General features: G+C 66.5%; 26 protein-coding genes. 8 read left to right on the forward strand and 18 right to left on the reverse strand.

Annotation, left to right across the window (positions count from 1 at the left end):
• Positions 1 to 19 precede the first annotated feature (19 nt).
• Genes A5658_RS09635 through mutA form a run of 5 tightly spaced genes read right to left on the reverse strand, consistent with a single transcriptional unit; the run spans position 20 to position 7,072 of the window.
• Positions 20 to 598 (reverse strand): carboxymuconolactone decarboxylase family protein, encoded by a 579-nt coding sequence (locus tag A5658_RS09635; RefSeq protein ID WP_067333372.1) that lies wholly within the window; start codon positions 596 to 598, stop codon positions 20 to 22.
• 18 nt (positions 599 to 616) lie between these two features.
• On the reverse strand, positions 617 to 1,882 hold the full coding sequence (locus A5658_RS09640) for a serine hydrolase domain-containing protein (protein ID WP_067333374.1): 1,266 nt from the start codon (positions 1,880 to 1,882) through the stop codon (positions 617 to 619).
• Between the two features lie 42 nt (positions 1,883 to 1,924).
• Positions 1,925 to 2,923 (reverse strand): methylmalonyl Co-A mutase-associated GTPase MeaB, encoded by a 999-nt coding sequence (gene meaB / locus A5658_RS09645; RefSeq protein ID WP_067333377.1) that lies wholly within the window; start codon positions 2,921 to 2,923, stop codon positions 1,925 to 1,927.
• Between the two features lie 4 nt (positions 2,924 to 2,927).
• Positions 2,928 to 5,186, reverse strand: a complete 2,259-nt coding sequence (gene scpA / locus A5658_RS09650; RefSeq protein WP_067333379.1) for a methylmalonyl-CoA mutase — start codon at positions 5,184 to 5,186, stop codon at positions 2,928 to 2,930.
• A 5-nt stretch (positions 5,187 to 5,191) separates the two neighbouring features.
• Positions 5,192 to 7,072, reverse strand: coding sequence for a methylmalonyl-CoA mutase small subunit (mutA, locus tag A5658_RS09655; protein WP_067333439.1), 1,881 nt, complete (start codon positions 7,070 to 7,072; stop codon positions 5,192 to 5,194).
• A 174-nt stretch (positions 7,073 to 7,246) separates the two neighbouring features.
• On the opposite strand from mutA, the gene A5658_RS09660 reads away from it, so the two are divergent.
• The 5 genes from A5658_RS09660 (at position 7,247) to A5658_RS09680 (ending at position 11,155) form a co-directional block, all read left to right on the forward strand.
• Positions 7,247 to 7,531, forward strand: coding sequence for a FeoA family protein (locus A5658_RS09660; protein ID WP_082993051.1), 285 nt, complete (start codon positions 7,247 to 7,249; stop codon positions 7,529 to 7,531).
• Entirely contained in the window at positions 7,528 to 9,441 is a 1,914-nt protein-coding gene (locus tag A5658_RS09665; protein WP_067333381.1) for a ferrous iron transporter B, read from the forward strand. Before A5658_RS09660 ends, A5658_RS09665 begins: the two co-directional genes overlap by 4 nt.
• The gene (locus A5658_RS09670) at positions 9,438 to 10,007 is read left to right on the forward strand and encodes a NifU family protein (RefSeq protein WP_067333384.1); all 570 of its coding nucleotides are present in this window, start codon (positions 9,438 to 9,440) and stop codon (positions 10,005 to 10,007) included. The genes A5658_RS09665 and A5658_RS09670 overlap by 4 nt, the downstream gene beginning before the upstream one ends.
• A gap of 35 nt (positions 10,008 to 10,042) precedes the next feature.
• Positions 10,043 to 10,804, forward strand: coding sequence for a TVP38/TMEM64 family protein (locus A5658_RS09675; protein ID WP_067333386.1), 762 nt, complete (start codon positions 10,043 to 10,045; stop codon positions 10,802 to 10,804).
• Between the two features lie 108 nt (positions 10,805 to 10,912).
• Positions 10,913 to 11,155, forward strand: a complete 243-nt coding sequence (locus A5658_RS09680; protein ID WP_067333388.1) for a hypothetical protein — start codon at positions 10,913 to 10,915, stop codon at positions 11,153 to 11,155.
• Positions 11,156 to 11,165: 10 nt separating this feature from the next.
• Here the strand turns inward: A5658_RS09680 and A5658_RS09685 are convergent, their stop codons facing one another.
• Positions 11,166 to 12,491 carry an MFS transporter gene (locus A5658_RS09685; RefSeq protein WP_067333444.1) on the reverse strand — a complete coding sequence of 442 codons (1,326 nt, stop codon included), beginning with the start codon at positions 12,489 to 12,491 and terminating at the stop codon, positions 11,166 to 11,168.
• Between the two features lie 155 nt (positions 12,492 to 12,646).
• On the opposite strand from A5658_RS09685, the gene A5658_RS09690 reads away from it, so the two are divergent.
• Complete coding sequence (locus tag A5658_RS09690) at positions 12,647 to 13,135, forward strand: nitroreductase family deazaflavin-dependent oxidoreductase (protein WP_082993053.1); 489 nt, start codon at positions 12,647 to 12,649, stop codon at positions 13,133 to 13,135.
• Here the strand turns inward: A5658_RS09690 and A5658_RS09695 are convergent.
• Genes A5658_RS09695 through A5658_RS09705 form a run of 3 tightly spaced genes read right to left on the reverse strand, consistent with a single transcriptional unit; the run spans position 13,132 to position 15,085 of the window.
• Positions 13,132 to 13,488 (reverse strand): DoxX family protein, encoded by a 357-nt coding sequence (locus A5658_RS09695; protein ID WP_067333393.1) that lies wholly within the window; start codon positions 13,486 to 13,488, stop codon positions 13,132 to 13,134. The two genes, A5658_RS09690 and A5658_RS09695, sit on opposite strands and share 4 nt — an antisense overlap.
• 1 nt (position 13,489) lies before the next feature.
• On the reverse strand, positions 13,490 to 14,626 hold the full coding sequence (locus A5658_RS09700) for an SPFH domain-containing protein (protein ID WP_067333395.1): 1,137 nt from the start codon (positions 14,624 to 14,626) through the stop codon (positions 13,490 to 13,492).
• A 27-nt stretch (positions 14,627 to 14,653) separates the two neighbouring features.
• A complete protein-coding gene (locus A5658_RS09705) occupies positions 14,654 to 15,085 on the reverse strand; it encodes an NfeD family protein (RefSeq protein ID WP_067333398.1) in 432 nt (143 codons plus the stop codon).
• A 58-nt stretch (positions 15,086 to 15,143) separates the two neighbouring features.
• Between A5658_RS09705 and A5658_RS09710 the strand changes: the two genes are divergently transcribed.
• Complete coding sequence (locus tag A5658_RS09710) at positions 15,144 to 16,001, forward strand: hypothetical protein (RefSeq protein ID WP_067333400.1); 858 nt, start codon at positions 15,144 to 15,146, stop codon at positions 15,999 to 16,001.
• Here the strand turns inward: A5658_RS09710 and A5658_RS09715 are convergent.
• The 9 genes from A5658_RS09715 to A5658_RS09755 form a co-directional block, all read right to left on the reverse strand.
• Positions 15,998 to 17,008, reverse strand: a complete 1,011-nt coding sequence (locus tag A5658_RS09715) for a ferrochelatase (RefSeq protein ID WP_067333403.1) — start codon at positions 17,006 to 17,008, stop codon at positions 15,998 to 16,000. The genes A5658_RS09710 and A5658_RS09715 overlap by 4 nt on opposite strands.
• Before the next feature lie 6 nt (positions 17,009 to 17,014).
• Positions 17,015 to 17,824 carry an NADH-dependent enoyl-ACP reductase InhA gene (inhA, locus tag A5658_RS09720; protein ID WP_067333405.1) on the reverse strand — a complete coding sequence of 270 codons (810 nt, stop codon included), beginning with the start codon at positions 17,822 to 17,824 and terminating at the stop codon, positions 17,015 to 17,017.
• Between the two features lie 33 nt (positions 17,825 to 17,857).
• On the reverse strand, positions 17,858 to 18,601 hold the full coding sequence (gene fabG1 / locus A5658_RS09725; protein ID WP_067333407.1) for a 3-oxoacyl-ACP reductase FabG1: 744 nt from the start codon (positions 18,599 to 18,601) through the stop codon (positions 17,858 to 17,860).
• A 121-nt stretch (positions 18,602 to 18,722) separates the two neighbouring features.
• A complete protein-coding gene (locus A5658_RS09730) occupies positions 18,723 to 19,730 on the reverse strand; it encodes a VWA domain-containing protein (RefSeq protein WP_067333410.1) in 1,008 nt (335 codons plus the stop codon).
• Between the two features lie 46 nt (positions 19,731 to 19,776).
• Entirely contained in the window at positions 19,777 to 20,688 is a 912-nt protein-coding gene (locus A5658_RS09735; RefSeq protein WP_067333446.1) for a DUF58 domain-containing protein, read from the reverse strand.
• A gap of 50 nt (positions 20,689 to 20,738) precedes the next feature.
• Positions 20,739 to 21,872, reverse strand: a complete 1,134-nt coding sequence (locus A5658_RS09740; RefSeq protein ID WP_067333413.1) for a MoxR family ATPase — start codon at positions 21,870 to 21,872, stop codon at positions 20,739 to 20,741.
• Positions 21,873 to 22,016: 144 nt separating this feature from the next.
• Positions 22,017 to 22,739, reverse strand: coding sequence for an NlpC/P60 family peptidoglycan endopeptidase RipB (gene ripB, locus A5658_RS09745; RefSeq protein WP_067333415.1), 723 nt, complete (start codon positions 22,737 to 22,739; stop codon positions 22,017 to 22,019).
• Between the two features lie 16 nt (positions 22,740 to 22,755).
• Entirely contained in the window at positions 22,756 to 24,177 is a 1,422-nt protein-coding gene (gene ripA, locus A5658_RS09750) for an NlpC/P60 family peptidoglycan endopeptidase RipA (RefSeq protein ID WP_067333417.1), read from the reverse strand.
• Positions 24,178 to 24,426: 249 nt separating this feature from the next.
• Positions 24,427 to 25,008: a DUF6676 family protein gene (locus A5658_RS09755; protein WP_369830503.1), complete on the reverse strand. Its 582-nt coding sequence runs from the start codon at positions 25,006 to 25,008 to the stop codon at positions 24,427 to 24,429.
• 205 nt (positions 25,009 to 25,213) lie between these two features.
• Between A5658_RS09755 and A5658_RS29300 the strand changes: the two genes are divergently transcribed.
• Positions 25,214 to 25,356, forward strand: a 143-nt coding sequence (locus A5658_RS29300) for a hypothetical protein (RefSeq protein ID WP_369830505.1), incomplete at its 3' end; no start/stop codon positions are given.

The following is a 25,356-nucleotide window of genomic DNA, read 5'->3' on the forward strand; positions in this document are numbered from 1 at the left end:
TGACTGACACGTCAGTCAGTTATACGGTTGGCGATTTCCCATCCGGGGGCCAGCTCTGCACATCGGCCTCCAGCGGTACCTGCAAACTCTGCAGAATCGACGAGACCATCCGCCACGCGCCGATCGCGGTCACCAGCTCGATCAGTATTGCGTGATCGGATCCGAACACCTGCAGGCAGGCCGCCCAACTGTCCGCACTGACCACACCGTCGTGCACCACGTCGTCGGTTGCGGCCAGCACCGCCCGCTCGGTCGGACCGAACCCTTGGTAGGACCGCCAATCCCGAACGCCCAGCAGATCGTCGGCGCTGACCCCGAGACCTTGTGCCACTCGCCAGTGCTGAGCCCATTCGTATTCACAGGCGGTCAGCCAGCCGATCCGCATGATCGCGAGCTCGCGCAGACGTGAATCCAATTCGCCCTGCCACAACATTCGGGCGAGCAGATCGTTGAGGCCCGACGCCAGCTTGGGGTGGTTCAACAGCACCTGGAAGATGGCCAGCTCGGCCATGTAGTCGGGAACACTCGCTTCGTCGGCAGCGGCTTTGGCCTCGTCCACTGGCAGACGGGGTACGCGGCCCTCTCGGTCAGGTGTCACGCGCGTAGGTCAAACCCGTTAGCCCGCAACGGCTCCCGCTTCGGCGAACGGCGCACCGAAGTCGGGTACCCGCTCGAATCCGTCCTTGCGGGCCGCGGCGGCACCCATCCTGCACAGCGCGCTGGTCGCGACGAGTCCAGCATGGTCGACGAGCACGAACGGCGTCAGCAACCTGTTGTGCACGAACCCGATCGCCAAGCCGTGCTCTGGATCGGCCCAGCCGACCGATCCGCCGAGACCGACGTGCCCGAAGCCGGGTACTATTTCCATCGGCAGGCGATGGTAACCGAGGTGAAATGCCAGCGGTATCACCAGGTTTCCGTCCGGTCGCAGGCTTCTTCGCCCGTTCAGGCCCGCCGCCACCTCCGGAGACAGGAACTGGGTGCCGTCGATCCGGCCGCCGTTTACGATCGCCGCGTACATTCGCGCGAGTCCGCGCGCTGTCGCTACACCATTGGCCGCTGGAATCTCGGCGTCCAGCAACGGGATATCGCCTTGCGCAACCGCTTTGACACCGGGGAAATACATCGAGCTGAAACCGGCGGCCTGTGGGATCGCCGCGATCATCGGCGCCACCGCGTTGAATACCGGATTCTGGAAAGCGCTCTGCGGCATGATGATCTGCGCCGCCTGTGTCGGCGCCTCGGCAGGCGGCCGGCCCAGATGCAAGCCGTCGGTGCCCAGCGGCTCAGCCACCTCTTCGCGTATCAACTGGCGCATGCCCTTGCCGGTGACGGCGCGCGCCAGCCCGGACAGCAGCCAGCCGTAGGTCAGCGCATGATAGGCCGACCGGCCGAACGAGTAACCAGGCCGTGCCGCCGCCAGGCGACGCTCCATCAGTTCGTGGTCCAGCAGGTCTTGCTTACTGGCGCCGCGCAACGCCGACAGGCCGGCCTGATGCCGCATCAGCTGGCGGACGGTGATGTCGGCCTTGCCGTTGCACCCGAACTCTGGCCAGTGGTCGGCAACGGGTGCGTCGTAGTCGATCAGCCCTCGGTCGACGAGGCGGTGGATGACGGTGGAAGCCATACCCTTGGTCGCCGAGAACACCATGCTGGCCGAGTCGGCCGTCCAGGGCACCCGGCCACGCCGATCCGCGTAGCCCGTCCACACGTCGACGACGGGTTCCCCGTCGAGGTAGACCGCGAGCGCGCCCCCACCGAATCGGCTGCCGCGGAATGTGCTGGCGAAGCTGCGCACCGCGCAGGCGAAATGTGGATCGGCTGCGCCGTGAACACCGCGCGGCAGCACCGACCGGCGATTGCCCACCACTTCGAGGGTCATACTGTAGAACCTACCGTTTCACTCTATGAACGAACTGGGTAGTTATCCATCCGTTATTGAAGCTAGCTCCAAAATTTGCTGAGCGGCCAGGTCAGGCGTCAATTCCCCAGTCAGAACCCGACGCTCCACGTCGGCCCGCGCTTTGCGGACCGCGGGGTTGGACATCACCCGGTGCAGCACGGTGTCGCGGACCATCTGCCAGGTCCAGTCGACCTGCTGGGCTCGCCGACGCGCTTCGAATTCGCCCGCCTCGGTCAGGACGTCGCGGTGCCGTTCGACGGTGTCCCACAACTCTTCCAGCCCAGTGCCTTCCAACGCGCTCATGGTGAGAACTGGTGGGCGCCAGAGGGTTTCGCGGGGATAGATCAATCGGATCGCCCCCGCCAGTTCGCGGGCGGCTCTGCGGGCTTCGGTCAGGTGATCGCCGTCGGCCTTGTTCACCACCACGATGTCGGCGAGTTCGAGGACGCCTTTCTTGATGCCCTGCAACTGGTCGCCGGTGCGCGCGAGAGTGAGGAAGACGAACGTGTCGACCATGTTGGACACCGCAACCTCGGACTGGCCCACACCCACGGTCTCGACCAGGATCACGTCAAACCCGGCGGCTTCCAGCAGCACGATGGTTTCGCGGGTGGCCTTGGCGACTCCACCCAAGGTGCCCGAAGTCGGTGACGGGCGGATGTAAGCGTCGGGATGTGTTGCCAACTGCGGCATTCGGGTTTTGTCGCCCAAGATCGATCCGCCGGTGCGAGTCGACGACGGATCGACCGCGAGCACCGCGACCCGGTGGCCGCGCCCGATCAGGTACATACCGAGGGCTTCGATGGTGGTCGACTTGCCGACTCCCGGCACCCCGGTGATGCCGACGTGATGGGCGCTGCCTGCCGCCGGCATCAGCGCCAACAGCAACTGCTGTGCGCGATCGCGATGATCGGCGCGAGTCGATTCGACGAGCGTGATGGCCCGCGGCAGCGCAGAGCGGTCGCCACCGCGTACCGCCGCGGCGAGTTCGTCGATACTGTCGCCGTTGTCCGTCGCCATGTGGCTAGAGGGTGTATCCGAGTCGCTCGGCCAACTTGTGCAGCAGATCGATTGCCGCGTCGGCGATCACCGTGCCCGGCGGGAAGATCGCGGTAGCACCCGCTTCGTACAGCTCGTCGAAGTCGCCGGGCGGGATCACTCCGCCTACCACGACCATGATGTCGGGGCGGCCCACCTCGGCCAGCGCGTCGCGCAGCGCCGGCACCAGCGTGAGGTGGCCGGCCGCCAATGACGACACACCGACGACGTGGACGTCGTTGTCGGCGGCCTGGCGGGCTACCTCTTCCGGGGTCGAGAACAGCGAGCCGACGTCGACGTCGAACCCGATGTCGGCGAACGCCGTTGCGATCACCTTCTGGCCGCGGTCGTGCCCGTCTTGGCCCATCTTGGCCACCAGGATTCGGGGGCGGCGGCCGTCGGCCTCGGCGAATTTCTCGACGAGTTCGGTGGCACTGGAGAAGGATGCCATGTTTCCGCCTCCTCGTGCTTCGTCGCGGTAGACCCCGGCGATAGTACGGATCTCGGCCTGGTGACGCCCGTATACCTTCTCCAGCGCGTCAGAGATCTCGCCGACGGTGGCCTTGGCCCGGGCGGCGTCGACGGCCAGTGCCAACAGGTTGTTGCCGAGCCCGTCCTCACCCGCACGACCGTGGGCGGCTGCGGCACGGGACAGCTCGGCCAGGGCGGCCTCAACCGCGGACTGGTCCCGATGTGCCCGCAGGTCTTCGAGTTTGGCCAGCTGCTCGGCACGCACTCGACTGTTCTCGACCTTGAGGACTTCGACTTCCTGGTCCTCTTCGACCTGGTACTTGTTGATCCCGATCACCGGCTGGGCGCCGGAGTCGATGCGGGCCTGGGTGCGCGCGGCCGCCTCTTCGATGCGCAGTTTGGGAATACCGTCGTTGATCGCCTGGGCCATGCCGCCGTGCTCGGCGACCTCGGCGATGTGGGCGCGAGCTTTCTGCGCGAGTTGATACGTCAGCCATTCCACGTAGTACGAACCGGCCCACGGGTCGATCGGTCTGGTGGTACCTGACTCTTGTTGCAGCACAAGCTGAGTGTTACGGGCGATGCGGGCCGAGAAGTCGGTGGGCAGCGCCAGCGCCTCGTCGAGGGCGTTGGTGTGCAGCGACTGGGTGTGGCCCTGGGTGGCAGCCATCGCCTCGATGCAGGTTCGCGCGACGTTGTTGAACGCGTCCTGCGCCGTCAACGACCAACCCGAGGTCTGCGAATGCGTGCGCAGTGACAGCGATTTGGCGCTCTTGGGATTGAACTGCGCCACCAATTCGCTCCACAGCAGCCGGCCCGCACGCAGCTTGGCGACCTCCATGAAGAAGTTCATTCCGATACCCCAGAAGAACGACAACCGGGGCGCGAACTTGTCGATGTCCAGGTCGGCATCCAGGCCGGCCTTGATGTAGTCGACCCCATCGGCAAGCGTGTAGGCGAGCTCCAAATCTGCTGTGGCACCGGCTTCTTGGATGTGGTACCCGGAGATGGAGATGGAGTTGAACTTCGGCATCTTCGCGCTGGTGTAGGCGAAGATATCGGAGATGATCCGCATCGACGGTTTCGGCGGATAGATGTAGGTGTTGCGCACCATGAATTCTTTGAGGATGTCGTTTTGGATGGTGCCGGCCAGCTTCTCCGGCGGCACTCCCTGTTCCTCGGCGGCCACCACATACAGCGCCAGGATCGGCAGTACCGCGCCGTTCATCGTCATCGACACCGACACCGTCGACAGGTCGATGCCGTCGAAGAGCTGACGCATGTCCAGGATGGAATCGATGGCTACACCGGCCATTCCGACGTCGCCCTGCACCCGCGGGTGGTCCGAGTCGTAACCCCGGTGGGTGGCGAGGTCGAACGCCACCGAGAGACCCTTTTGTCCGGCGGCCAGGTTTCGCCGGTAGAAGGCGTTGGACTCCGCGGCAGTGGAAAACCCGGCGTACTGACGGATCGTCCACGGCTGGTTGACATACATCGTCGGGTAGGGGCCGCGGACGAAAGGCGCCTCGCCGGGAAAGGTGTTCAGCGGATAGCCGCCGGACTCGGCGTCCGCACGGTCGGCGGCGATGTACACCGGCTTGACGGCGATGTCTTCTGGTGTGTGCCATATCAATTGGTCGGGGGTGTACAAGTACGCGGCCGCTGTGGCGGCGATCTGCTTGTTGACCGCATCCTCGGTCGGCTGCATGACAGTGCGATCGCTGACCAGCGGGACGTCGGAGAAATTGCCTACAACGGGCGTCGTTGTCGTCATCGCAGCTAGGCCCCCAACCGATCGAGCAGATGTGAAAGAGCTTCCACCGCATTGATTTTGGCGGTCAAGAATTCGTCAGGCTGCTGATCCGCCTCGGCCACCGCTTTTTGCGGCCCAGCCAGACAGATATGTGCCACCCCCGCGCGGCGGGCGGCGGCGATGACCGCGGACGCCTCGGCGCCGTAGCGAGCGTCGGTGCCACACACGACTGCCACCGTCGGTGAGCCGGCGTCGGCAACCGCTTTGGCGACGCCGTCGGCATCGACGGTGCCCGGATTGACCGCCTCGATACCGCCGGAGGCCAGCAGGTTCGACGCGAACGTCGTGCGAATGTTGTGCTCGGCCAGTGGGCCGAGCGGCAACAACAGCACCTGCGGCCGAGACTCGGTGCGGGCCAAGTAGGCGTCCGAACGGTCGCGCAGCGCCTCGAACTCCGCCGCGTAGCGGATCAGCTTCCCCGCCCCGAGCGGTGAGTACGACGAATCCCTCTGCGGCAGAGCCGGTTCTGAGACGTTCGGGTATTCGTTGACACCGGTGATCGCGGTCTTGCGATGAGCGATGTCGTCAGTGCGCCTGCGGGCGATTTCAGCGATCTGTCCGGCGATGTGGTCAACCGCGTCGACGAATCCACCGTGCTTCTCGATGGCCTGGAAGGTCTCCCACGCCTGGTGTGCCAACTGGTCGGTGAGGTCCTCGACGAACCACGATCCGCCAGCGGGATCGAGGATGCGTCCCACATGCGACTCCTCGAGCAACAGCAGCTGGATGTTGCGGGCCATCCGGCGCGCGAAACTGGTTGCCATGCCCGGGAATCCGCCCTCGATCGCGACATCGAACGGGAACACCAGCACGGTGTCGGCGCCACCGACACCGGCCCCGAACGCGGCCAATGTCGTGCGCAGCATGTTCACCCAGGGGTCGCGCTGAGTCATCATCGGCAGCGAGGTCTCGGCGTGCACGACGGCCGCGCCGCTGTCGGGTTCACCCACCACCTCGGCGACCCGTGCCCACAGCCGGCGCAGCGCTCTGACCTTGGCGATCGTCAGGAACTGGTCATCGTCGGCGGCGAGCCGGAAGCTGATCTGCGCCAGCGCCTTGGCCACCGGCAGGCCGGCCGCGGTGAGCTCCCGCAGGTGTGACACCGCAGCGGCGACGCTGCCAGCAAGTTCCCATGTCGCGTTGGCGCCCAGGTTGTGGAATGCGGGCCCGTCGACCGTGATCGCCCGGACCCCGGGGGTGTCGGCCAGTTGCGTGGCCGTGGCAACGACCTCGGCCATCGGCGGGGCGGGGCGCTCGCTGAGCGCCGCGGTGAGTGGGTCTGCACCCAGGTCGATGGACAGGAGTTCACGCTGATCGGGTTCGACGCGGCCGGCCAGATCAAGCATCGCCTCGGCGGCCGCCCGATAGTCGGCACCGGCATCGAGGATCACCGGCACCATGCTCAGGTAAACACCGTCGAACACCTTCGCCAGCTGGGCGGGCTTCACGCCCGATTGCCCCACCCGGATCAGCAGCGCGCTGACGCCTTCGGACAGGCCCGCGAGCACCGCCGAGTTGACGTCGTCGGCCGCGACCCCGGCAACCCGGTTGGCCGGGATGGCCTCGGCGACCTTCCAGCCGGACTTGACGTCGCGCAGCGCATCGGCGCCGCGGACAAAGGGCCATTCGCCAGGCAGCGGCGGCTCGGGGAGCTCGTCGAGCGCGGTGTACAGGGCCCGGATCGCGACGGCCTCATAGGTCGGGGTTTCCAGCATCCGCTCGGGCTCGGGCCCCAGCTCATCGATGTCACGCCGGGTGCTCTTGGCCAGCACCCCGGCGACCGCGGCGCGCCAGCGGGCACGGCCCTGCTCCAGATCGGCAGGTTCAGCGGACACATCGACTGACACCGGCGGCTCCTTGTCCAGCACGTGACATCCCCACGCTGGTCTGTCACCCGACAACCAGGCTAAATGATGGGCAATAGTGTCGCGGCACACACTGCGCTACCGGGCGTGACGAGCGATGACGGCCGTCTGGGTGAGGAGTACCTTACGGGTAGACCGGCTAACGTTAGGGCGATCATGCGTACTCAACCGCAGGGCGCACACGATCAGACCGATCCGGTGATCGTGCTCGCCCAGCTGATGCCCGGAAAGCGCGCGACCGTGGTCGGAACGATTGCAGAAGCCAACCCCGTCATTGCGAACCGGTTGGGACAGTTGGGTTTTCGTGCGAAGGCTCGCGTGGACGTGGTTCGTCGCGCCCCGCTCGGCGATCCGACCATCTACCGGGTTCACGACACCGAGCTGTGCTTGCGTCGCCGCGAGGCGCAGCTCATCGAAGTCGTCGTCGAAGCGGACCGATGACGGCATGCCATGACGTCGAAGGGTCCACGGTTGCCGTCGCCGGCATCCGACGGGTGGCACTGGTCGGCAGCCCCAACGCAGGCAAGACCAGCGTCTTCAACCATCTGACTGGCCTACGCGCCAAAACCGGGAACTACCCGGGCGTCACCGTGGGACGCAGCGTCGGCACCACCAACGTCAACGGCATCCCGATCGCCGTCGAGGATCTTCCCGGCACCTACAGCCTCGAACCGATCAGCCCGGACGAGCAGGTGGTGACCGACCTGCTGGCGGGCAAATGTGCGGGCATCGACCCGCCCGACGCGGTCGTGCTGGTCGCCGACGCCACCACGCTGCGCCGGTCGATCTTGTTGATCGGCCAGGTACTCCGGCTGGATTTGCCGTGCCTGCTGACGTTGACCATGGGCGACGAGCTGGCGGCGCGCGGCGGCCGCATCGACACAGCCGCGCTGGCCGCGGCGCTGGGCATCCCGGTGACCGCGGTTGTAGCACACCACGGATCGGGAATCGACGATGTACGCGCGCAACTTGCGTCGTTCGCGGGGTGGCAGCGGCCGCCGGTGTTGCCGCCGACCGAACCGGGCGACATCGACGCGTGGGGCCAGTCCGTGCTCGACGCGGCCGATTACGTTGCACCGCAACCGGATCGACGCACCCAGCGAATTGATCGGGTGCTGCTCCATCCGTTGTGGGGCACGGTCATCTTCTTCGCGGTGATGTTTTATTTTTTCCAGGTCTTGTTCACCGCCGCGGCCCCACTGCGCGACGGCATCGCCAGTGCGCTGACCTGGCTGGGCGGGCAGGCCGCCGATCATGTCGGCAATTCCGTGCTGCGTGGACTGCTCAGCCAGGGACTCATCGGCGGCGTCGGCACCGTGCTGCAGTTCATTCCGCAGATCGTGCTGCTGTTCTGCCTGCTCGCCTTCTTGGAGAGCGTCGGCTACATGTCGCGGGCCGCGTTCCTGATGGATCGGGTGATGGCCAAGACCGGGTTGGAGGGCCGCGCGTTCGTCGCGATGCTGTCGTCGTTCGCCTGCGCGATCCCCGGCATCATGGCGACCCGAACGTTGCCGTCGTCGCGCGACCGGATCGCCACGATCGTCACCGCGCCGCTGATGACGTGCTCGGCGCGGCTGCCGGTGTACACGTTGCTGGTCGGTCTGCTGGTGGCGCCGCAGACCCGCTGGTGGGGGGTCAGCGCGCAGGGCGTCACGATGTTCCTGCTCTACCTGGGCGGCGGGCTGTCGGCACTCACCGCCGCGCTTCTGGTCAAGTCGACGATCCTGCGTGGTGACCTGCTGCCGTTCACCATGGAGCTGCCGCCCTACCGGCTGCCGTCGCCGCGGGCGATGCTGGCCGCGATGTGGAGTGCGGCGCGGGTGTTCCTGCGCAAAGCCGGAACCATCATCCTGGCCACGTCTTTGGTGTTGTGGGCGCTGCTGAATCTGCCGGTCCGCGAGGCCCAGACCCGGGGCATGTCGCCGACCGACGCCACCGCGTACGTGATGAACCACAGCTATGCCGCCGACGTAGGTCGCGCGGTCGAGCCGGTGTTTTCGCCGCTGGGCTTCGACTGGCGGACCGACATCGCCTTGGTCGGCTCGCTGTCGGCCCGCGAAGTCTTCGTCTCGACCCTGGGGCAGGTGGCGGCGGCGTCCGACCCGGACGCTCCGCGGGACGCGCTGGCCACCCTGACCGACGACCACGGCAAGCGCATCTTCACCGCGCCGACCGTGATCGCGCTGATGATCTATTTCATGTTCGCGTTGCAGTGCATGTCGACGATCGCCGTGATGCGTCGCGAAACCAACACCTGGCGATGGCCCGCCTTCGCTTTCAGCTACATGTTCGTGCTCGCCTGGGTGATGGCGTTCATCGCGCACTCGATCGCGTTGGGGCTGGGCGCATGATCCCGATTCACGCCACCGCCACCGCGGACCCACGGCAGCTGCGCTGGGTGGTCGGGGCGGACCGGTTACCGCCGCGCGGCACGGTGCGCGGGGCCCCGGGTCGTCTCGGCGAGCTGCTTCGCGACGGGGTGCTCGACGAGGTCGAGGTGCGCTCAGGTGACGTGCTGATCACGTTGTCCGACGGGCGCAGTTGGCGCGAGGCGGGCGACGACGTTCGCCAGGCACTGTCCGAGGCGCTGCTGGAGCCGGCGGGCTGGCACGTCGACGCGGCAACCGACGACACCGGCGAGCTGACCGCGGTCGTGGCCGAGTTGCTCGCCGGACCGATCGGCGCACTGGCCGAATCCCACGGCGGCTCGATCGAATTGGTGTCGATCGAGGGCGACACGGTGAACGTCCGGTTATCGGGCGCCTGTCACGGATGTCCGGCGGCCGCCAGCACGCTGCACGACAACCTGCAACGGGAGCTCCGCCGACGGTCCGGCCGCAAAATCAAAGTCATCGGCGAAAGCACTTCGGCCGCAATGCCATTGGGTCGTAGATTGCTGTCGCTGATCGTCCGCTGACGCGTTGTCCGCCGCGGGACCGTAGGCTGCACGCTGTGACGGAGCGGGCCATTGGCAAATGCGTAGCCGCACTGCGTCCGCTGGGCTCCGGAATCGCTGCCACCGCTCGCCAGGTGTCCAAGCGGCGGCTGATACTGACGGCCGTGGTGGTGGCGGCCCTGATCGCGGTGGCGCTGCTGGTTCGGTTGCCGTCGGCGGTGCAGCTACGAGACTGGTCGACGTCGATGGGTCCGTGGCTACCGCTGGCGTTTCTGGGCGCCCACATCGTGGTGACCGTATTACCCTTTCCCCGTACCGCATTCACGTTGGCCGCCGGTCTGCTGTTCGGACCGCTGCTCGGGGTCACGCTGGCAGTGGCGGCCAGCACGATCAGCGCGATGATCGCGTTGGGGCTGGTCCGGGCCGCCGGCTGGCAGCTCAATCGCCTCGTGCGTCACCACGCCGTCGAGCGGGTCGACGCCCGACTCCGCGAGCGCGGCTGGGTGGCGGTGATATCGCTGCGCCTGATCCCCGTCGTGCCGTTCGCGCCGCTGAACTATGCGGTGGGAGCGTCCGGGGTCCGGGTGCTGCCTTATTTCTGCGCGACGCTGGCCGGCCTGCTTCCTGGCACGTCGGCAGTGGTGATTCTCGGCGACGCGCTCACCGGTGATGTGAGCCCGCTGCTGTTCACGGTGTCGCTGTGCACCGGGCTGTTCGGGCTCGGGCTGTTCGGCTACGAGATCCGTCAGTACCGCCGGCACCACCGGGCGGCGACCACCGACGTCGACGACGCCCCCGAAGCGGCACTGCGCGGCTAGCCAGCCGATCAGCGTGAACCGCACACCCGCGGGAGCCGTATATACACTGGAAGTGAGAAACGTCTACCGACCGTTGCGTGGCGGGTATCCGTCTGAGAGGCAACAACAATGAACGCAAAACAGCTAGTTGCCGCGACAGCGCTCGCCACCTCCATGCTGACGTCCGGTTCGGGGATCGCGGTGGCCGCGCCGCTGGACCCGCCCCCGTCCGATCCGAGCGCGACGCACCCGACACAGGGAATTCCGGCGATGAAGTGCTGGCCGTACGGCCGCGTCGGCCCGGGTAGCGCCCGCGGCGGTGGCGGGGTGCCGGTGTACCCGCCGCCGTGCCCGCCGGGAACGCCGCACTGATCGCGCACCGCTAGTCGTAACCTTCCACCAACGCGCGGGCCTCCTGTTCGGTCTCGACCACCGGCGGCGATCCGGGTAACCGCCGACCGGCGACCTCCGGGGTGAACGCCAGCGTCACCAGACCGACCAGGCCCGCGACGATCAGCATGTAGGCCGGCGTCATCAGATTGCCGGTGCCGGACACCAGCGCTTGAGCGATCAGCGGAGTGGTCCCGCCGAAAGCCGAGATCGAGACGTTGTAGGAAATCGCCAGTGCGCCGTTTCGGACATTGGTGGGAAACAGGGCCGGCATGGTGGCAGGCGATGTGCTGTCAAAGCACAGCTCCATCAAACCGATCAACAGCACGCCGACGAAGACCAACAGGTAGCCGCTGGCGTTCCGGATCAGGAGAAAGGCCGGGATCGACGCGCCGATCAGCAACACGCACCCGGTCCGCATGATCGGCTTGACCCCGATGCGGTCGGAGAGTGCCGCGACGAACACCAACAAGATCGCCAGGACGGTCAACGTCCCGGTGATCATCGCCAGGCTGGCCGTATGACTGACGTGGACGAATATCTTCAGGTACGTCGGGAGGTAGCCGGTAAGCATGTAGTCGGCGGCGTTGGACGTGTAGACCAGTGCCGTACAGATCAGCATCGGTCGCCACTGCCCGGCGATGGTGTCGCGGTACCGACGCGGCGCGTCGCCGGACGCCGCTTGATGGATCTCCCCCTCGTAGGCGGGCGACTCCTCGAGTCGCATCCGCATGAACACCGCGACCAGCCCGAGCGGCGCGCTCAGCAGCAGCGGCAGCCGCCACCCCCAGGTCAGCATGTCGTGGGCGGGTAACCAGGTCTGCAACGCGGTGACGATCAGACCCGCGGCCACGAATCCCGCCAGGTTGCCGAGCGGCAAAAACCCGACCACTCTCCCGCGGATGCGGTCCGGTGCCTGTTCGACGATGTAGGTCATGGCGCCGACGTACTCGCCTCCGGTCGACAAGCCCTGGAACACTCGAGCGATCACCAACAGAATGGGCGCCCAGATGCCGATGGTGTCGTAGCCCGGTAGTAGACCTGTGCCGGTGGTACCCACCGTCATCAGCACGATCGTGATCACCAGCACCCGCTTACGTCCGATCCGGTCGCCGAGCGGGCCGAAGATGATGCCACCGATCGGGCGCACGACGAAAGCGGCTGCCAAGGTGCTGAACGTGGCGAGCAGGTGGACCGCGCTCACGTTGTTGCCGGGGTAAAACACCTGCGCGATGGTGGTGGCGATGTAGCCGTAGACCCCGAAGTCGTACCACTCCATGAAGTTGCCGATGGATGCGCCCTTGAGCGACTGCCGCATCACCTCGGGGTCGGTGACCTGAATCTGGTCGCGGGTCCATCGTCGACGGCGGCGCCGACCAAGACCGGTAAGCCGGCGTGATGTGCTCATCGCCAGGTCAGATACCCGTTACCCGCTACCAGCAATCTCAGAGCTTGCTCGGCCACGATGGACCCATGACTGACACCAGCTGGCTACGGTCCCGGGTCGCGGCAATCGGTGCGCGCATACTAGGGGCCCGCGGCCTGATGAGAATGCCGATCTGGATTTACCGGGCCGGCGCGGGCGGATTGCTCGGCTCGCGATTCCTCATGCTCGAACACATCGGACGCAAATCCGGCCTCGCGCGCAACGTCGTGCTGGAGGTCATCGGTCATCCCGCGCCGGACAGCTATCTCGTCGCCTCGGGATTCGGCGAGCAGGCGCAGTGGTTCCGCAACGTCAAAGCCAACCCGCAGGTGCGGGTCTACGTCGGCAGCCGGGCGCCGTCACGTGCGACCGCGCGAGTGATGTCGCCGCAGGAAGCCGATCACGCGCTCGGCGAATACGCCCGTCGCCATCCTCGGGCTTGGGATCAATTCAAACCCGTGCTGGAGCGGACCCTCGGCGTTCCGATCGCCGAAAGCGACACCGCATTGCCGATCGTCGAGTTACGGCTCAGCTAGTCCTGTTTCGGCCCTTTCGCGGTCAGGACGGCGTACGTCGCCAGAAACGACGCCGCCGGAATGGCGTTCACGATCTTGTCGCGGGCCCGCAGATGCGCGCCGACCGCAAGCACGAAGTACACCGTCAGCATGGCCGTGGTCAGCCGCGCCAATGCCGGAACCTTTCGGGCCGAGAGCAATCCGATCACCGAGGCCGCTTTCGCCGACGGCAACATCCAACGGATGTCCTGCGGAACACCAAGCAGGTCAAGGCTTTTCGCGATCGGACTGATCGGTATCGCGCACGCGACCGCGTCGACGGCCTGGAACGCGGCCAGGCCCGCGTAGGTTTTCGGCGACGTCAGACCGGGCACCTCATTGCTCCAACTGGTGTCGTGGCGGCAGGACGTCCTCGACCGGCTTGTGCGCATCCGCCTCGGCCTTGGCGACCGCCTGCATAAGAGCCGGATCCGTCTCGGTGGAGAACCAGTCTTTGACGTCGGAGTCGTCCTCGGGCTTGACCGTGGTGTCGTCGACCGGAGATGGCGCGAAGCGGAACACCCCGTCGTCGCCGGGAGCGCCGAGCGACTTGTAGAACCCCTGCAGCGCCGTGCCGAAGTCGCTGGGCACCACCCACACCTTGTTGGCGCTACCCTCGGCCATCTTCGGCAGTGTCTGCAGATACTGGTAGGCCAGCATCTCAGGAGTGGGACGGCCGGCCTTGATCGCCGCGAAAGTCTTCTCAATCGCCTTCGCTTGGCCCTGCGCCTGCAGATAGGCCGCCGCCCGCTCACCTTGGGCCCGCAACATCCGGGACTGCCGATCGGCCTCGGCCGCCAGAATCGCCGCCTGCTTGGCGCCCTCGGCCGCCAGGATCTGCGACTGCTTCTCCCCCTCGGCCTGCGTGATCGCGGCCTGCCGCATCCCCTCAGCGGTCAGGATCGTCGCCCGCTTCTCGCGGTCGGCCTTCATCTGCTTCTCCATCGACGCCTGGATCGACGGCGGCGGGTCGATGCTGCGTAGCTCCACTCGCGCGACCCGCAGCCCCCAGCGTCCGGTGGCCTCGTCGAGCACGCCACGCAGCTGTCCGTTGATCTGGTCACGCGAGGTCAGCGTCTGCTCCAGCGTCATCCCACCGACGACGTTGCGCAGCGTGGTGGTGGTCAGCTGTTCGACACCGACGATGTAGTTGCTGATTTCGTAGACCGCAGCCTGCGGGTTGGTCACCTGGAAGTAGACGACGGTGTCGATGTTCAGTGTCAGGTTGTCCTCGGTGATCACCGGTTGCGGCGGGAACGACACCACCCGCTCGCGCAGGTCGATCCGCGCCCGGATCCGGTCGATGAACGGCACCAGCAAAGTCAGCTGCCCGCTGACTGTGCGGCTATAGCGACCGAGCCGTTCCACCACCGCCGCCTCGGCCTGCGGAATCAGCGCCACCGACTTGGCGACCACGATGACGGCGAACACCACGAGCACAGCGAAAAACACCAGCCCGGCAGTTGCACCCATGCGACTCTCCTATTTCTCCTACGCCGATTACGGATTCCAGACCACCGCGGTGGCCCCATCGATACGCATGACGGTGACTTGCTCGCCGGGTTCGAACTCGTCGCCTTCATTCAATGGTCTTGCGGTCCATATCTGACCGTCTATTTTGATCTGACCCTCGTCGCGGGCGACGCGGTCGAGCACCAGCGCGCGCTTGCCCTCCAGCGCCTCGATGCCCGTCGTCAGGCTTTTCGGCGGGGTCAGCCGTCGTCGCAGCGCCGGCCGGACCAACGCCAGCAGCAGCACCGAGACCACCAGGAACACCGCGCCGTCGATCCAGATCGGCAGGCCCAGCAGCCAGCTGGATCCGGCCGCGGCCAACGCGCCACCACCCAGCATGAGCAGGAACATGTCGCCGGTGAGGGCCTCGGCACCGGCCAGACCCAACGCCACGATGAGCCAGATCACGGCCGCAGACATGCCGTCAGGATATCGCGTGACCGGCCGTGCCCACGGTGAACAACTAGACTGCGATTTCATGTGGTGCCCAAGCGCAACGCTCTCGGTGTGGGCCAATGCCTGGCTGGCCGGCCAGGCCGCCCCCGACGACGTCCTCGACGCGTTATCTTGTTGGGCCCCAGCGCAATCCGTCACCGCGTACGACGCTGTGGCGGCCGGGCATACCGGGCTGCCCTGGCCGGATGTCCATGACGCGGGCGTGGTCGCACTGCTGCAGACCCTGCGCACGGCCGCCGGACGGTCGCCGACAGGCACGCCATCGATCGCGCTGTTGCTGCCGATTCCCGGCGATAGCCGCGGCCTGCCGCCCGGCACCCAGTTCGAGCGGGACGCGATGAGCGCCGGCGAGGCGGTGATCGTCACCCATCCAGAGGATCCCGGCAAAGCCGTCGGCCTGGTGCCCGAATTCGAGTACGAGGAGTCCGGCGACGAACTGGTGATACCCGAACTGGCCGCGCTGTCGTGGACGGTCTACTCGTTGCCCATCGGTCCGGTGCTCGAGCAGATCGAGCTGGGCGAAGCCGAGTACGAGTTGCGGCTGGCGGTGCGGTCCGCCGCGGACGCGCTGACCACGATCGGGCTCGGATCTGCCGGAGTCGACGTCGACGATCCGCGCGGAATGGTGGAACAGCTGCTGGAATCCGGTCGGCACCACCAGGTTCCCGACCCCGCTCCCGCGCGTGCGCTGCGGGTGCTGGAGAACGCGGCACACGTCGACGCGATCATCACGGTCAGCGCCGGGCTGACCAGAATAGGCACCCAGTCGCTGTCCGAGGCACAGATCGCCACCGACGCATTACGTCCGTTGGCCGCCGTCGTGCGATCGGCGAGAACGGCTGCCCTCAACGCGATTCTGCACGCCGCCTGGCAGGGCTAGGTCGCGTCTTCCGCGACACAGTGCGGCGGGCGGCATGGTTCGCCGTTGATGCCGGCGGCGCAACCCGGTACCGGGTCCGGGCCGTCCACTCGCGCGGGCGCGCGCCCGTGCCGAAGTTCGTCGATCAAATCCACCGCGAGGCGGGCGAATCGAGGGTCGGCATTGGGTGTGCTCACCCGCGCGTACGCGATGCCGGCCGCGTCGGCCTGTGCGCGTAACTCGCTGTCGAGGTCCCACACCACTTCGATGTGATCGGCGACGAAGCCGATGGGGCAGACGATGACGGCTTTGGTGCCGGTCGCGGCGAGCGCGGCAACATGATCGGCGACGTCGGGTTCCAGCCACGGGACCTGCGGCGGACCCGACCGCGACTGCCAGACCACGTCGTAGTCGTCGTATCCGGCGGCCGCAGCGACAAGCCTTGCGGCGTAACGCACTTGGCGGCTGTACAGCCTGGGACCAAGGCGGTCGTCGGCGGCCAGCGGAACCGAGTGCGCAGTGAAAATCAGTCGGGCGTCGGCGGGGACCGTCGTCGCCGCCGCGGCGAGGTTGTCGGCGAACATCTCGACGAACAGGGGGTGGTCGAAATATCGCCGCAGTTTCACGAGTTCGGGCGCGTCGGAGCCCGCCGCGCGCCGGGCGCGGTCGAGATCCTCGGCGTACTGCGTGCAGCCCGAGTAGCCACTCCACGCCGAGGTGGTGAATACCGCCGCACGTCGAATGCCGTTGTCGCGCATGGTTGCGACGGCGTCTTCGACATAGGGGTCCCAGTTGCGGTTGCCGAAGTAGACCGGAATGTCCAAGGCGGCCTGCAGTTGGGCAATGAGTTCGCGGTTGATCCGGTTGATCGGTGAGACGCCGCCGAAGTGCAGGTAGTGCTGAGCCACGTCGTCGAGCCGTTCGGGTGGCACATTGCGGCCGCGGGTGACGTTCTCCAGAAACGGCCTAACCTGCTCCGGTCCTTCCGGTCCGCCGAAGGACAGCAGCAGGACCGCGTCGAAATCCACTGGGCCCTAGAGTAGCTGCGTGCTGGCGCCGCCGTCGGCGTAGACGATCGTGCCGGTGGTGGCGGGCAGCCACTCCGACAGCAGTGCACACACGGTCTTGGCCACCGGCGTTGGGTCTTTCATGTTCCAGCCGATCGGCGCCCGCTGGTCCCAACCCTCTTCGAGCAGCTGCATCTGGGCGCCCGCCTCGTCACCGAGCGCGCCGCCGACGATCGCGCTCATGGCCAAGGTCCGGATCGGTCCGGCCGCAACGAGATTCGACCGCACACCGAACTTGCCTGCCTCACGGGCCACGAACCGGTTCACCGATTCCAGCGCGCTCTTGGCCACCGTCATCCAGTTGTATGCCGGCATCGCGCGGGTCGGGTCGAAGTCCATCCCGACGATCGAACCGCCGGGATTCATGATCGGCAGCAGCGCGTTGGCCAGCGAGGCGTACGAATACGCCGAAATGTGAATGCCTTTCGAGACATCCTCATAGGGTGCGTCGAAAAACGGGTTCACGCCCATGCCGGTCTGCGGCATGAAACCGATCGAGTGCACGACACCGTCGAGCTTGTTGCCCTCACCGATCTCGGCCGTCACGCGCTCGGCGAGCGTTGCGAGGTGCTTCTCGTCTTGCACGTCGAGTTCGATCAACGGGGCCTTCTCCGGCAGCCGATCGGCGATGCGCTGGATCAGCCGCAACCGGTCGAAGCCGGTCAGCACCAACTGGGCGCCCGCTTCCTGGGCCACCTTGGCGATGTGAAACGCAATCGACGCGTCGGTGATGATCCCGGTAACCAGAATCCGTTTGCCTTCGAGCAGTCCTGCCATGTCCGTCCTAATTCTTCAGTTCTTTCGAGCCGGTCAGTGGCCCATGCCCATGCCGCCGTCGACCGGGATGACCGCGCCGGCGATGTAGGTGGCGTCCTCCGACGCCAAAAAGCTGACCGCACCGGCAACTTCGGCGGCGGTACCGACTCGCTTGGCCGGGATGAAGTCCAGCGCACCCTCCTGGATCCGCTCGTCCAGTGAGCGGGTCATCTCGGTGTCGATGTAGCCCGGGGCCACCACGTTGGCCGTCACGTTGGCTTTGGACAGCTCTCGCGAGATCGAGCGGGCCATGCCGATCAGGCCGGCCTTGGCGGCCGCATAGTTCGACTGGTTGCCGATGCCCCAGGTGCCCGACACCGAACCGATGAAGATGATCCGGCCGAACCGCTTTTTCTGCATGCTGCGCGAAGCCCGCTGGGCCACCCGGAACGCGCCGGTGAGGTTGGCGTTGATGACCTCCTCGAATCGCTCCTCGGTCATCCGGATGAGAAACGCGTCCTTGGATATACCGGCGTTGGACACCACGACCTCCACCGGGCCCTGGTGCTCCTCGACCTCCTTGAAGGCACGGTCGACGGCGTCGTTGTCGGTGACGTCGCACACGACGCCGAACAATCCCTCGGGCGCGCCCGATCCGCGGTGTGTGACGGCGACCTTGTGGCCGTCAGCCGCCAACCGCTGCGCGATGGCCAATCCGATCCCCCGGTTTCCACCGGTGACCAGCACCGAACGGGATACGAATGGGGGCTTGCCTCCGTCAGTGGCTACGTCAGTCACCCGGACAACCTATCGCTTGACCACGGCAGCGCCGAAATCGCCCGGCGCACCACCGCGATTGTGAATCTGACGACGCCGCCGCGGCGTGTCGCGGCGCACGGTTCACACTCGGCCGCGGAGTTTAGGTCGGCAGCCGGCGGTTGATCAGCAGGGCAGCCAGGCCGGCCAGCGCCAGCACCAATGAACCCAACCGGAGCCAGCCGACGCTGGCGTCGCCCCTGATCGTCTCGTAGCCGATCTGCTGCTGCAGCGAGGCGTAGACCTGCTTGAGCTCCTGCAGGTTCGAGGCGTCGTAGTGGGTGCCGCCGGAAAGTTCGGCGACCTTTTTCATCGTGCTGTCGTCGACCGGCACGGGCTGGCGTTGACCATTGATCTCCACGAAGCCGTACGGGGTGCCGAACGAAATGGTCGAGATCGGCACACCCTGGTCCTTGGCGGTGCGCGCCGCGGTGAACGCTCCCTTGGGGTTGTCCGGGTTGGTCGGCATGGTCTCCTTGCCGTCGGAGAACAACACGATGCGCGCCGGCGGCGGCGTGTCGCCCCCGCCGATGACCGCGCCGACGGTGGCGATGGCCTGCAGCGCGGTGAAGATCCCCTCGCCGGTGGCCGTGCGGTCGGCGAACTGCAACTTGTCTAGCGCGGCTTTGGTCGCGTCGCGGTTGGTGGTCGGCTGGACCAGCACGGTCGACGTTCCCGCGTAGGCGATCAGGCCGAGGTTGATGCCGGGGGTCAGCTCGCCGGCGAACTCCTTGGCCGCCACTTCGGCGGCCGCCATCCGGTTGGGTTCGACGTCGGTGGCCCGCATGGACTGCGAGACGTCGATGACGAGCATCACGACCGCGCGGTTGCGTGGAATGCGGACGTCGTGCGTCGGCCCGGCCATCGCGATCGTGAACAGCAGCAGCGAGGCGACCAACAGGATTGCCGAGAGGTGCCGCCAACGCGTGGGTTGTTTGGGCGCAACGCTTTCCAGCAGCTCCATGTTGGCGAACCGCAGCATCCGGCGCTGCCGGGCGATCTGGGCGAAGATGTACAGCGCGACGATGGCGCCGATCACCACCAGGAACAGGAAGAACCACGCGTGAGCGAACCCGGAGAGCGTCATCGGTCCGAGCAGCGGCAATGTCATAGCAAACCCGTCTTGATGGTTAGGCCCGACTCGTGAACAGCGCGAGTCACTGGCGCCCCGCCAGTGCACCCCGTCGGCGAGATTCGACGAAACGGACGATGTCGGCGATCCAGTCGCGGTCGGTGCGCAGTGACAGCAGCGGCGCCCCGCAGCTGCGCAGCGTGCGGGCCACCTCGGCGCGGTGCGCGGCGGCAGCCTTGGCGAAGTCGTCGCGCAACTGCTCGTCGATGGTGAACTCGCGGGAACGCCCGGTCTCGGCGTCCTGCAGGATCACGTCGCCGACGTCGGGCAACTCGACGTCGCGGGGATCCAGGATCTCGACGCCCAGCACCTCATGGCGGGCCGCAATCGCGCGCAACGGTCGCATCCAGTTGATCGGGCCGAGGAAGTCGCTGATGATCACCGCCATCCCGCGGCGGCGCTCCGGGCGGCGCAACGCGTCGATGGCCACCGAGAGGTCGCCGCGCACACCGACCGGAGCCTTGGGCATGGTGGCGATGGTGCGCAGCAGCGTCTGCTCGTGCTGACGTCCGGAGCGAGCGGGAACGCGAGTTATCTTGTCGCCGTTGGCAATCAGCGCGCCAAGACGGTTTCCGCCGCCGCTGTTGAGGAATGTGATCGCGGCCGCGGCGGCCACCGCCAGGTCACGCTTCTCGCAGACCGCCGTGCCGAAATCCAGGCTGGCCGACATGTCGACCACCAACCAGGTCTCCAGCTCGCGGTCGGCGATCATCTGCCGAACGTGTGGATGCGTGGTACGCGCGGTGACCGCCCAGTCCATCCGGCGCACGTCGTCGCCGGGCTGGTACTCGCGCGACTCCCCCGGCTCCGACCCCGGGCCTGGGATCAGGCCGAGGTGGTCACCGTGCAGGACACCGTCGAGCTTGCGTTTGACCGTGAGCTCGAGGGTCCGCAACGCCGCCGACAGCTTGGGATCGTCGATATTCCCGCGCTGCATCGACGGTGGATGGGTAGCCACGGATTTCTCCGCGGCGGAGTTGCTATCGGTCACCGACCGCTAGCCGCACCCGCGGCCTGCATCGCCGGAGGTACCGAATGGCCTTGCTGCGGAACAGCATTCACCTGCGGCATACCAACGGTCTGCAGCACCCGATTGATGACGATCTCCGAGGAGATCTCGTCGGCCAGCGCGTCGTAGGTGAGCACCAGGCGGTGGCGCAGCACATCGGGAATCACCTCGACGATGTCCTGTGGGATCACGTAGTCGCGGCCCCGCACCAGCGCCAGCGAGCGCGACGCGGCGATGATGCCCAGCGAGGCGCGCGGCGATGCGCCGAACGAGATCCAGCTCTTGACGTCGTTCATGCCGAGTTGCTCGGGGTGACGGGTGGCAGTGACGACCCGCACGACGTAGTCGACCAGCGCGTGGTGAACGAAGTTGTTCGCGGCGATCTCCTGCAGCCGCAGCAGGTCGCTGGTGTCGAGGATCTGCTTGGGCTCCGGCGGCTTGACGCCCATCCGGTAGATGATCTCGCGCTCTTCCTCGGGCGAGGGGTAGCCGACATTGATCTTGAACAGGAAGCGGTCGCGCTGCGCTTCGGGCAGCGGGTAGACACCCTCGTGCTCGATCGGGTTCTGGGTCGCCATCACCAGGAACGGGTTGGGCAACGGGTAGCTCTTGCCGCCGATGGAGACCTTGCGCTCCTGCATGACCTCCAGCAGCGCCGACTGCACCTTGGCCGGTGCACGGTTGATCTCGTCGGCGAGCAGGAAGTTGGCGACAACCGGTCCGAGCTCGGTATCGAATTCCTCTTTGCCCTGCCGGTAAATGCGGGTACCGATGATGTCGGTGGGCACCAGGTCAGGGGTGAACTGGATGCGGGCGAACGATCCGCCGACCACCTTGGCGAAGGTCTCCACCGCGAGCGTCTTCGCGACACCGGGCACGCCCTCGAGCAGCACGTGGCCCCTGGACAGCAGGCCGACCAGCATCCGCTCGACGAGCTGGTCCTGGCCGACGATGATCCGCTTGACCTCGAAGATGGCCCGCTCCAAGGTGTGCACCTCGGCCGCCAAGCCGTTGCCGCCACCGCCGGGGGCCGCGTGCGCAGGTGCCGTTGAAGCGCTGCCCGGACCCGAGTAACCGCTGGTGCCCGGCGGCGGCCCGCCTGCTGATGTCATCGATTACCCTCCACGGCTCAACCTTCCAAGGCTCAATCAGACGCGACGCTCGCTCCACGACCATCGCGGGGCAGCGGCGTGCCCTTGTTCAACTATTCCAGGCCACCCGGGATCCGTCGACGTGGGCCAACCACGAGGCCCTGCTCAGTACTCGATGATCCGGGTCAGGAATGGCGTCATACCGCCCTTGCGGACCGGGCTGATGGTGACCTTGCCGGCGCTCCCCGACGCTTCGAGCATCTGGCCGTTGCCCAGATAGATCGTCACGTGCTGGCCTCCACCGGGACCGTAGAAGATCAGGTCGCCGCGCTTGGCCTGCGACGGCGGGATGTGACGGCCGGCGTTGTACTGGTCACCGGAGAACCGGGGCAGCAGTATCCCCACCCCGGCAAAGCTGTACCGGACGAGCCCGGAACAGTCGAAGCCGACGACGTTGGCCCCGGAGTCGACGCCCTTGCTCGGCGAGTTGGGCGTGCCACCACCCCAGGAATAGGGCACACCCATCTGCGAGGAACCGCGGCGGATCACGTACTCGACGGCTTGGCGGCCGTATACGCGCGGGATCCCGCTCGCGCTCGTGCCGGCCGGTTTACCGCCCAGGTTGATTCCAAGCCCACTGAGGAACTGCTGGCCCAGCCCCAGCGTCGTCTGGGTGGCCTGGGCGGTGGCCTGCAGCGACTGGTTCGCCATCGCCACCGGGTCCCCCGGGGCTCCCGCACTGATCGTCGGCGGCAGGGTCGGGTCCCATGCTCCATCCTCGGCCTGGGCGGGAGCCGCCAATCCGATCAGCAGGCTGACGGCGGCCAGCACCGACCAGACCGCCTTGGCCCGGCGCAGACCTCTAGAGTCCGTAACCCGGTGGCGCATAGATCCTTTCAACGCGTCAGTATTCGATGTAACGGACCACATAAGGGGTCATACCGCTGGTGCGCACCGGCGCAACCCGGACCTTGAGGCCGACGTCGGGAGCCTCGAGCATCTGCCCCTGGCCGAGATAGATCGTCACGTGCTGGCTGCCGCCGGGCCCGTAGAAGATGACGTCGCCCCGACGCATCTGGGAAGCCGGAATCTTGCGACCCAGGTCGTACTGCGCGCCCGAGTAGTGCGGCAGCTTGATGCCCACACCGGCGAAGGCGTACAGCACCAGACCAGAACAGTCGAAGCCGACGGTTCCCGAACCCGACCCGATGCCCTTACCCGGACCGGCCGCGGTCCCACCACCCCACGAGTACGGCACACCCAGCTGCGACAGACCGCGCCGGATCACATACTCAGAGGCCTGTCGGCCATAAACCCGTGGGATCTTGCCGTTGGTGAAACCTGTTGGCGTAGGCGCCAATCCGAGCTGCTGCAGGAAGCTGCGGCCCATGTTGGAGGTGACCTCCGAGGAGGTCGCCGAGATGCCGAGAACCTTGTTGAGGATCGCGATCGGATCACCCGGGACGTTGGCGCTGGGCACCATCGGCAGCGTGGGATCCCACGCGCCGTCCCAGTTGCCGGCATTGCCCTGCGGCCGGTTGGGTGAGCCCGGCGCCGCCGGGTCCCATCGGTCTCCGGGGGGCGACGCCGCCCGCTGTCCGGCATCCGGTCCGCCCGCGGATGCCGACCAATTGCGGGCGGCGTCGAGTCTTGATTGGGCCGCATGGCGTTCATCGGCCAGTCGGGTGACTTCTTGCTGCTGCTCGCCGAACTTGCGGTGAGCATCGACCAAGGCGGCGACCGCCGCGTTCTGGCTGGCTTGCGCGTCGCCAACGGCCTTGTCGGCCTTCTGCTTTGCCAACCGCGCCGTTGATTCCTTGTTCAGCTGCTCGGTGCGGGCGCGCTGCAGGTTGTCCATCACCTGCAGCGAGCTGGTGGCCAGGGTCTGGCCGGCGGCAGCCGCCGCGATCATGTCGTCGGGGTTCTTCGCGGTGAGGTAGCCGTCCGCGGGCCCATTCACGTAACTGGCGACCGCGAAACGGTCGAATCGCTTCTGCGCGGCGGCAATTGCAGCGTCGGCATCTTTGACCGATTGCCGACTGGAGTCGACCTCGTGTTGTGCGGCTGCGGCGTTGTCACGCGCCGTTTCGACGTCGACGATCGCCTTGTTGACGCTTTCTTCCTCCGTCTGGATCTGCGCGTTGAGATCCTGCAGCCGCTGGTTGGCCTGCGCGACATCGGCGATCAGTTTGGCCATCGAGTCCGGGTCCGCCTTGGCCAGACCGGGCGTGCCCACAAGTAGCGCGACGCTGATGACCGCCGGACCCACTCGACGGGCAAGCGTGCTCGCCAATCGGGCAGACGAGCCGCGGCGGTTGCGTCTCATTCGACTCGGGTCTCCTTGGCTCAACGCTGGGCGGATGGCGCTAGCACGCCGAGCCCCCAGTTATCACTGGAAGCACGAATTAACCAATGCATCCTCTGCACCGTAAGTCACATCTGACGCAGTTGAAACTTAAGTCACAAATTACAAGTCTGTTCTTCTGAGAACTGTGACCCTACGGTGACCTCAGGAATTTGCCAGCCGCCGCGGCATAGGCCCCGGCGCTATCCGACATGCGGTGAATAAGGAGCGCTAGACGCTGCGCTGGACGCCTTCGGTGGCCGAATCGGCGTCATGGCTCGACGTTGCTGAGCGCTTTGCCCGCAGCTGCATGAAACGGGTCCCGACCACGGCTGCCAATACCCCGATCAGCACCACGATGGTGAACGGCGTCCAGGGAAATTGCGGCGTCTCGAGCTGGTGCAAGAAATTCTGCGCCGAGAGCAGCGTATTGCCGGTTTTGGCGTGGTCCTCGCCGATCTCCAGCGTCGAGCGCGGAAAGTGGGTGCTGTAGGTGCCGACGTAGTTCGGGCTCAGCACCAACACGGTCGCGTCGGGATGTTGAGCGCCAACCACTGTCGCGATGTCGCGCAGCGGGGTGTCGTTCGGCGGATTGTGGTCCAGCACCACGATCTTCAGATCGATGCCATGGTCGTGAGCCTGGTCGACGAGTTCGAGCAGCGCCGGCGCGACCGAGGGCGGCGCACTGACATTCCCCGCGGTGACCTGATGCTGAACGACCGCCAGACAGTCGTCAGGCTTGGTCGCCGGATCGACACCGAGGGTGCCGCAGATCTCGCCCGGAATGTAGAGGGGCACATGCGGGGTGGTCACGGACTGAACCGTACCGCCTGGCGACGCCGGCGCTACAGCAGACGGCCGCCTTAACAATCGGCGAAGTTTCCGGCCCGGACGGAATGCAGGACAAGCGTACTGTTAAGGTGGCAGTGCGCGTCGACACGGCCCGTCGGCGAGCAGGACGAGTGGCGATCGCAAGCGCGGTACAACGGGGCGCTGCGGGTCGCCGCCGACGAGACGAATGTCGGGAGTTGATGTGAGCAACAAAGATTCGGTGAATTCATTCGGAGCCCGCGACACCTTGAAAGTCGGCGGCGACAGTTACGAGATCTATCGGTTGGACGCGGTTCCGGGCACCGAGAAGCTTCCTTACAGCCTCAAAGG

It is taken from the genome of Mycobacterium sp. 1245111.1 (assembly GCF_001673405.1).
In the GTDB taxonomy this organism is placed as follows: Bacteria; Actinomycetota; Actinomycetes; order Mycobacteriales; family Mycobacteriaceae; genus Mycobacterium.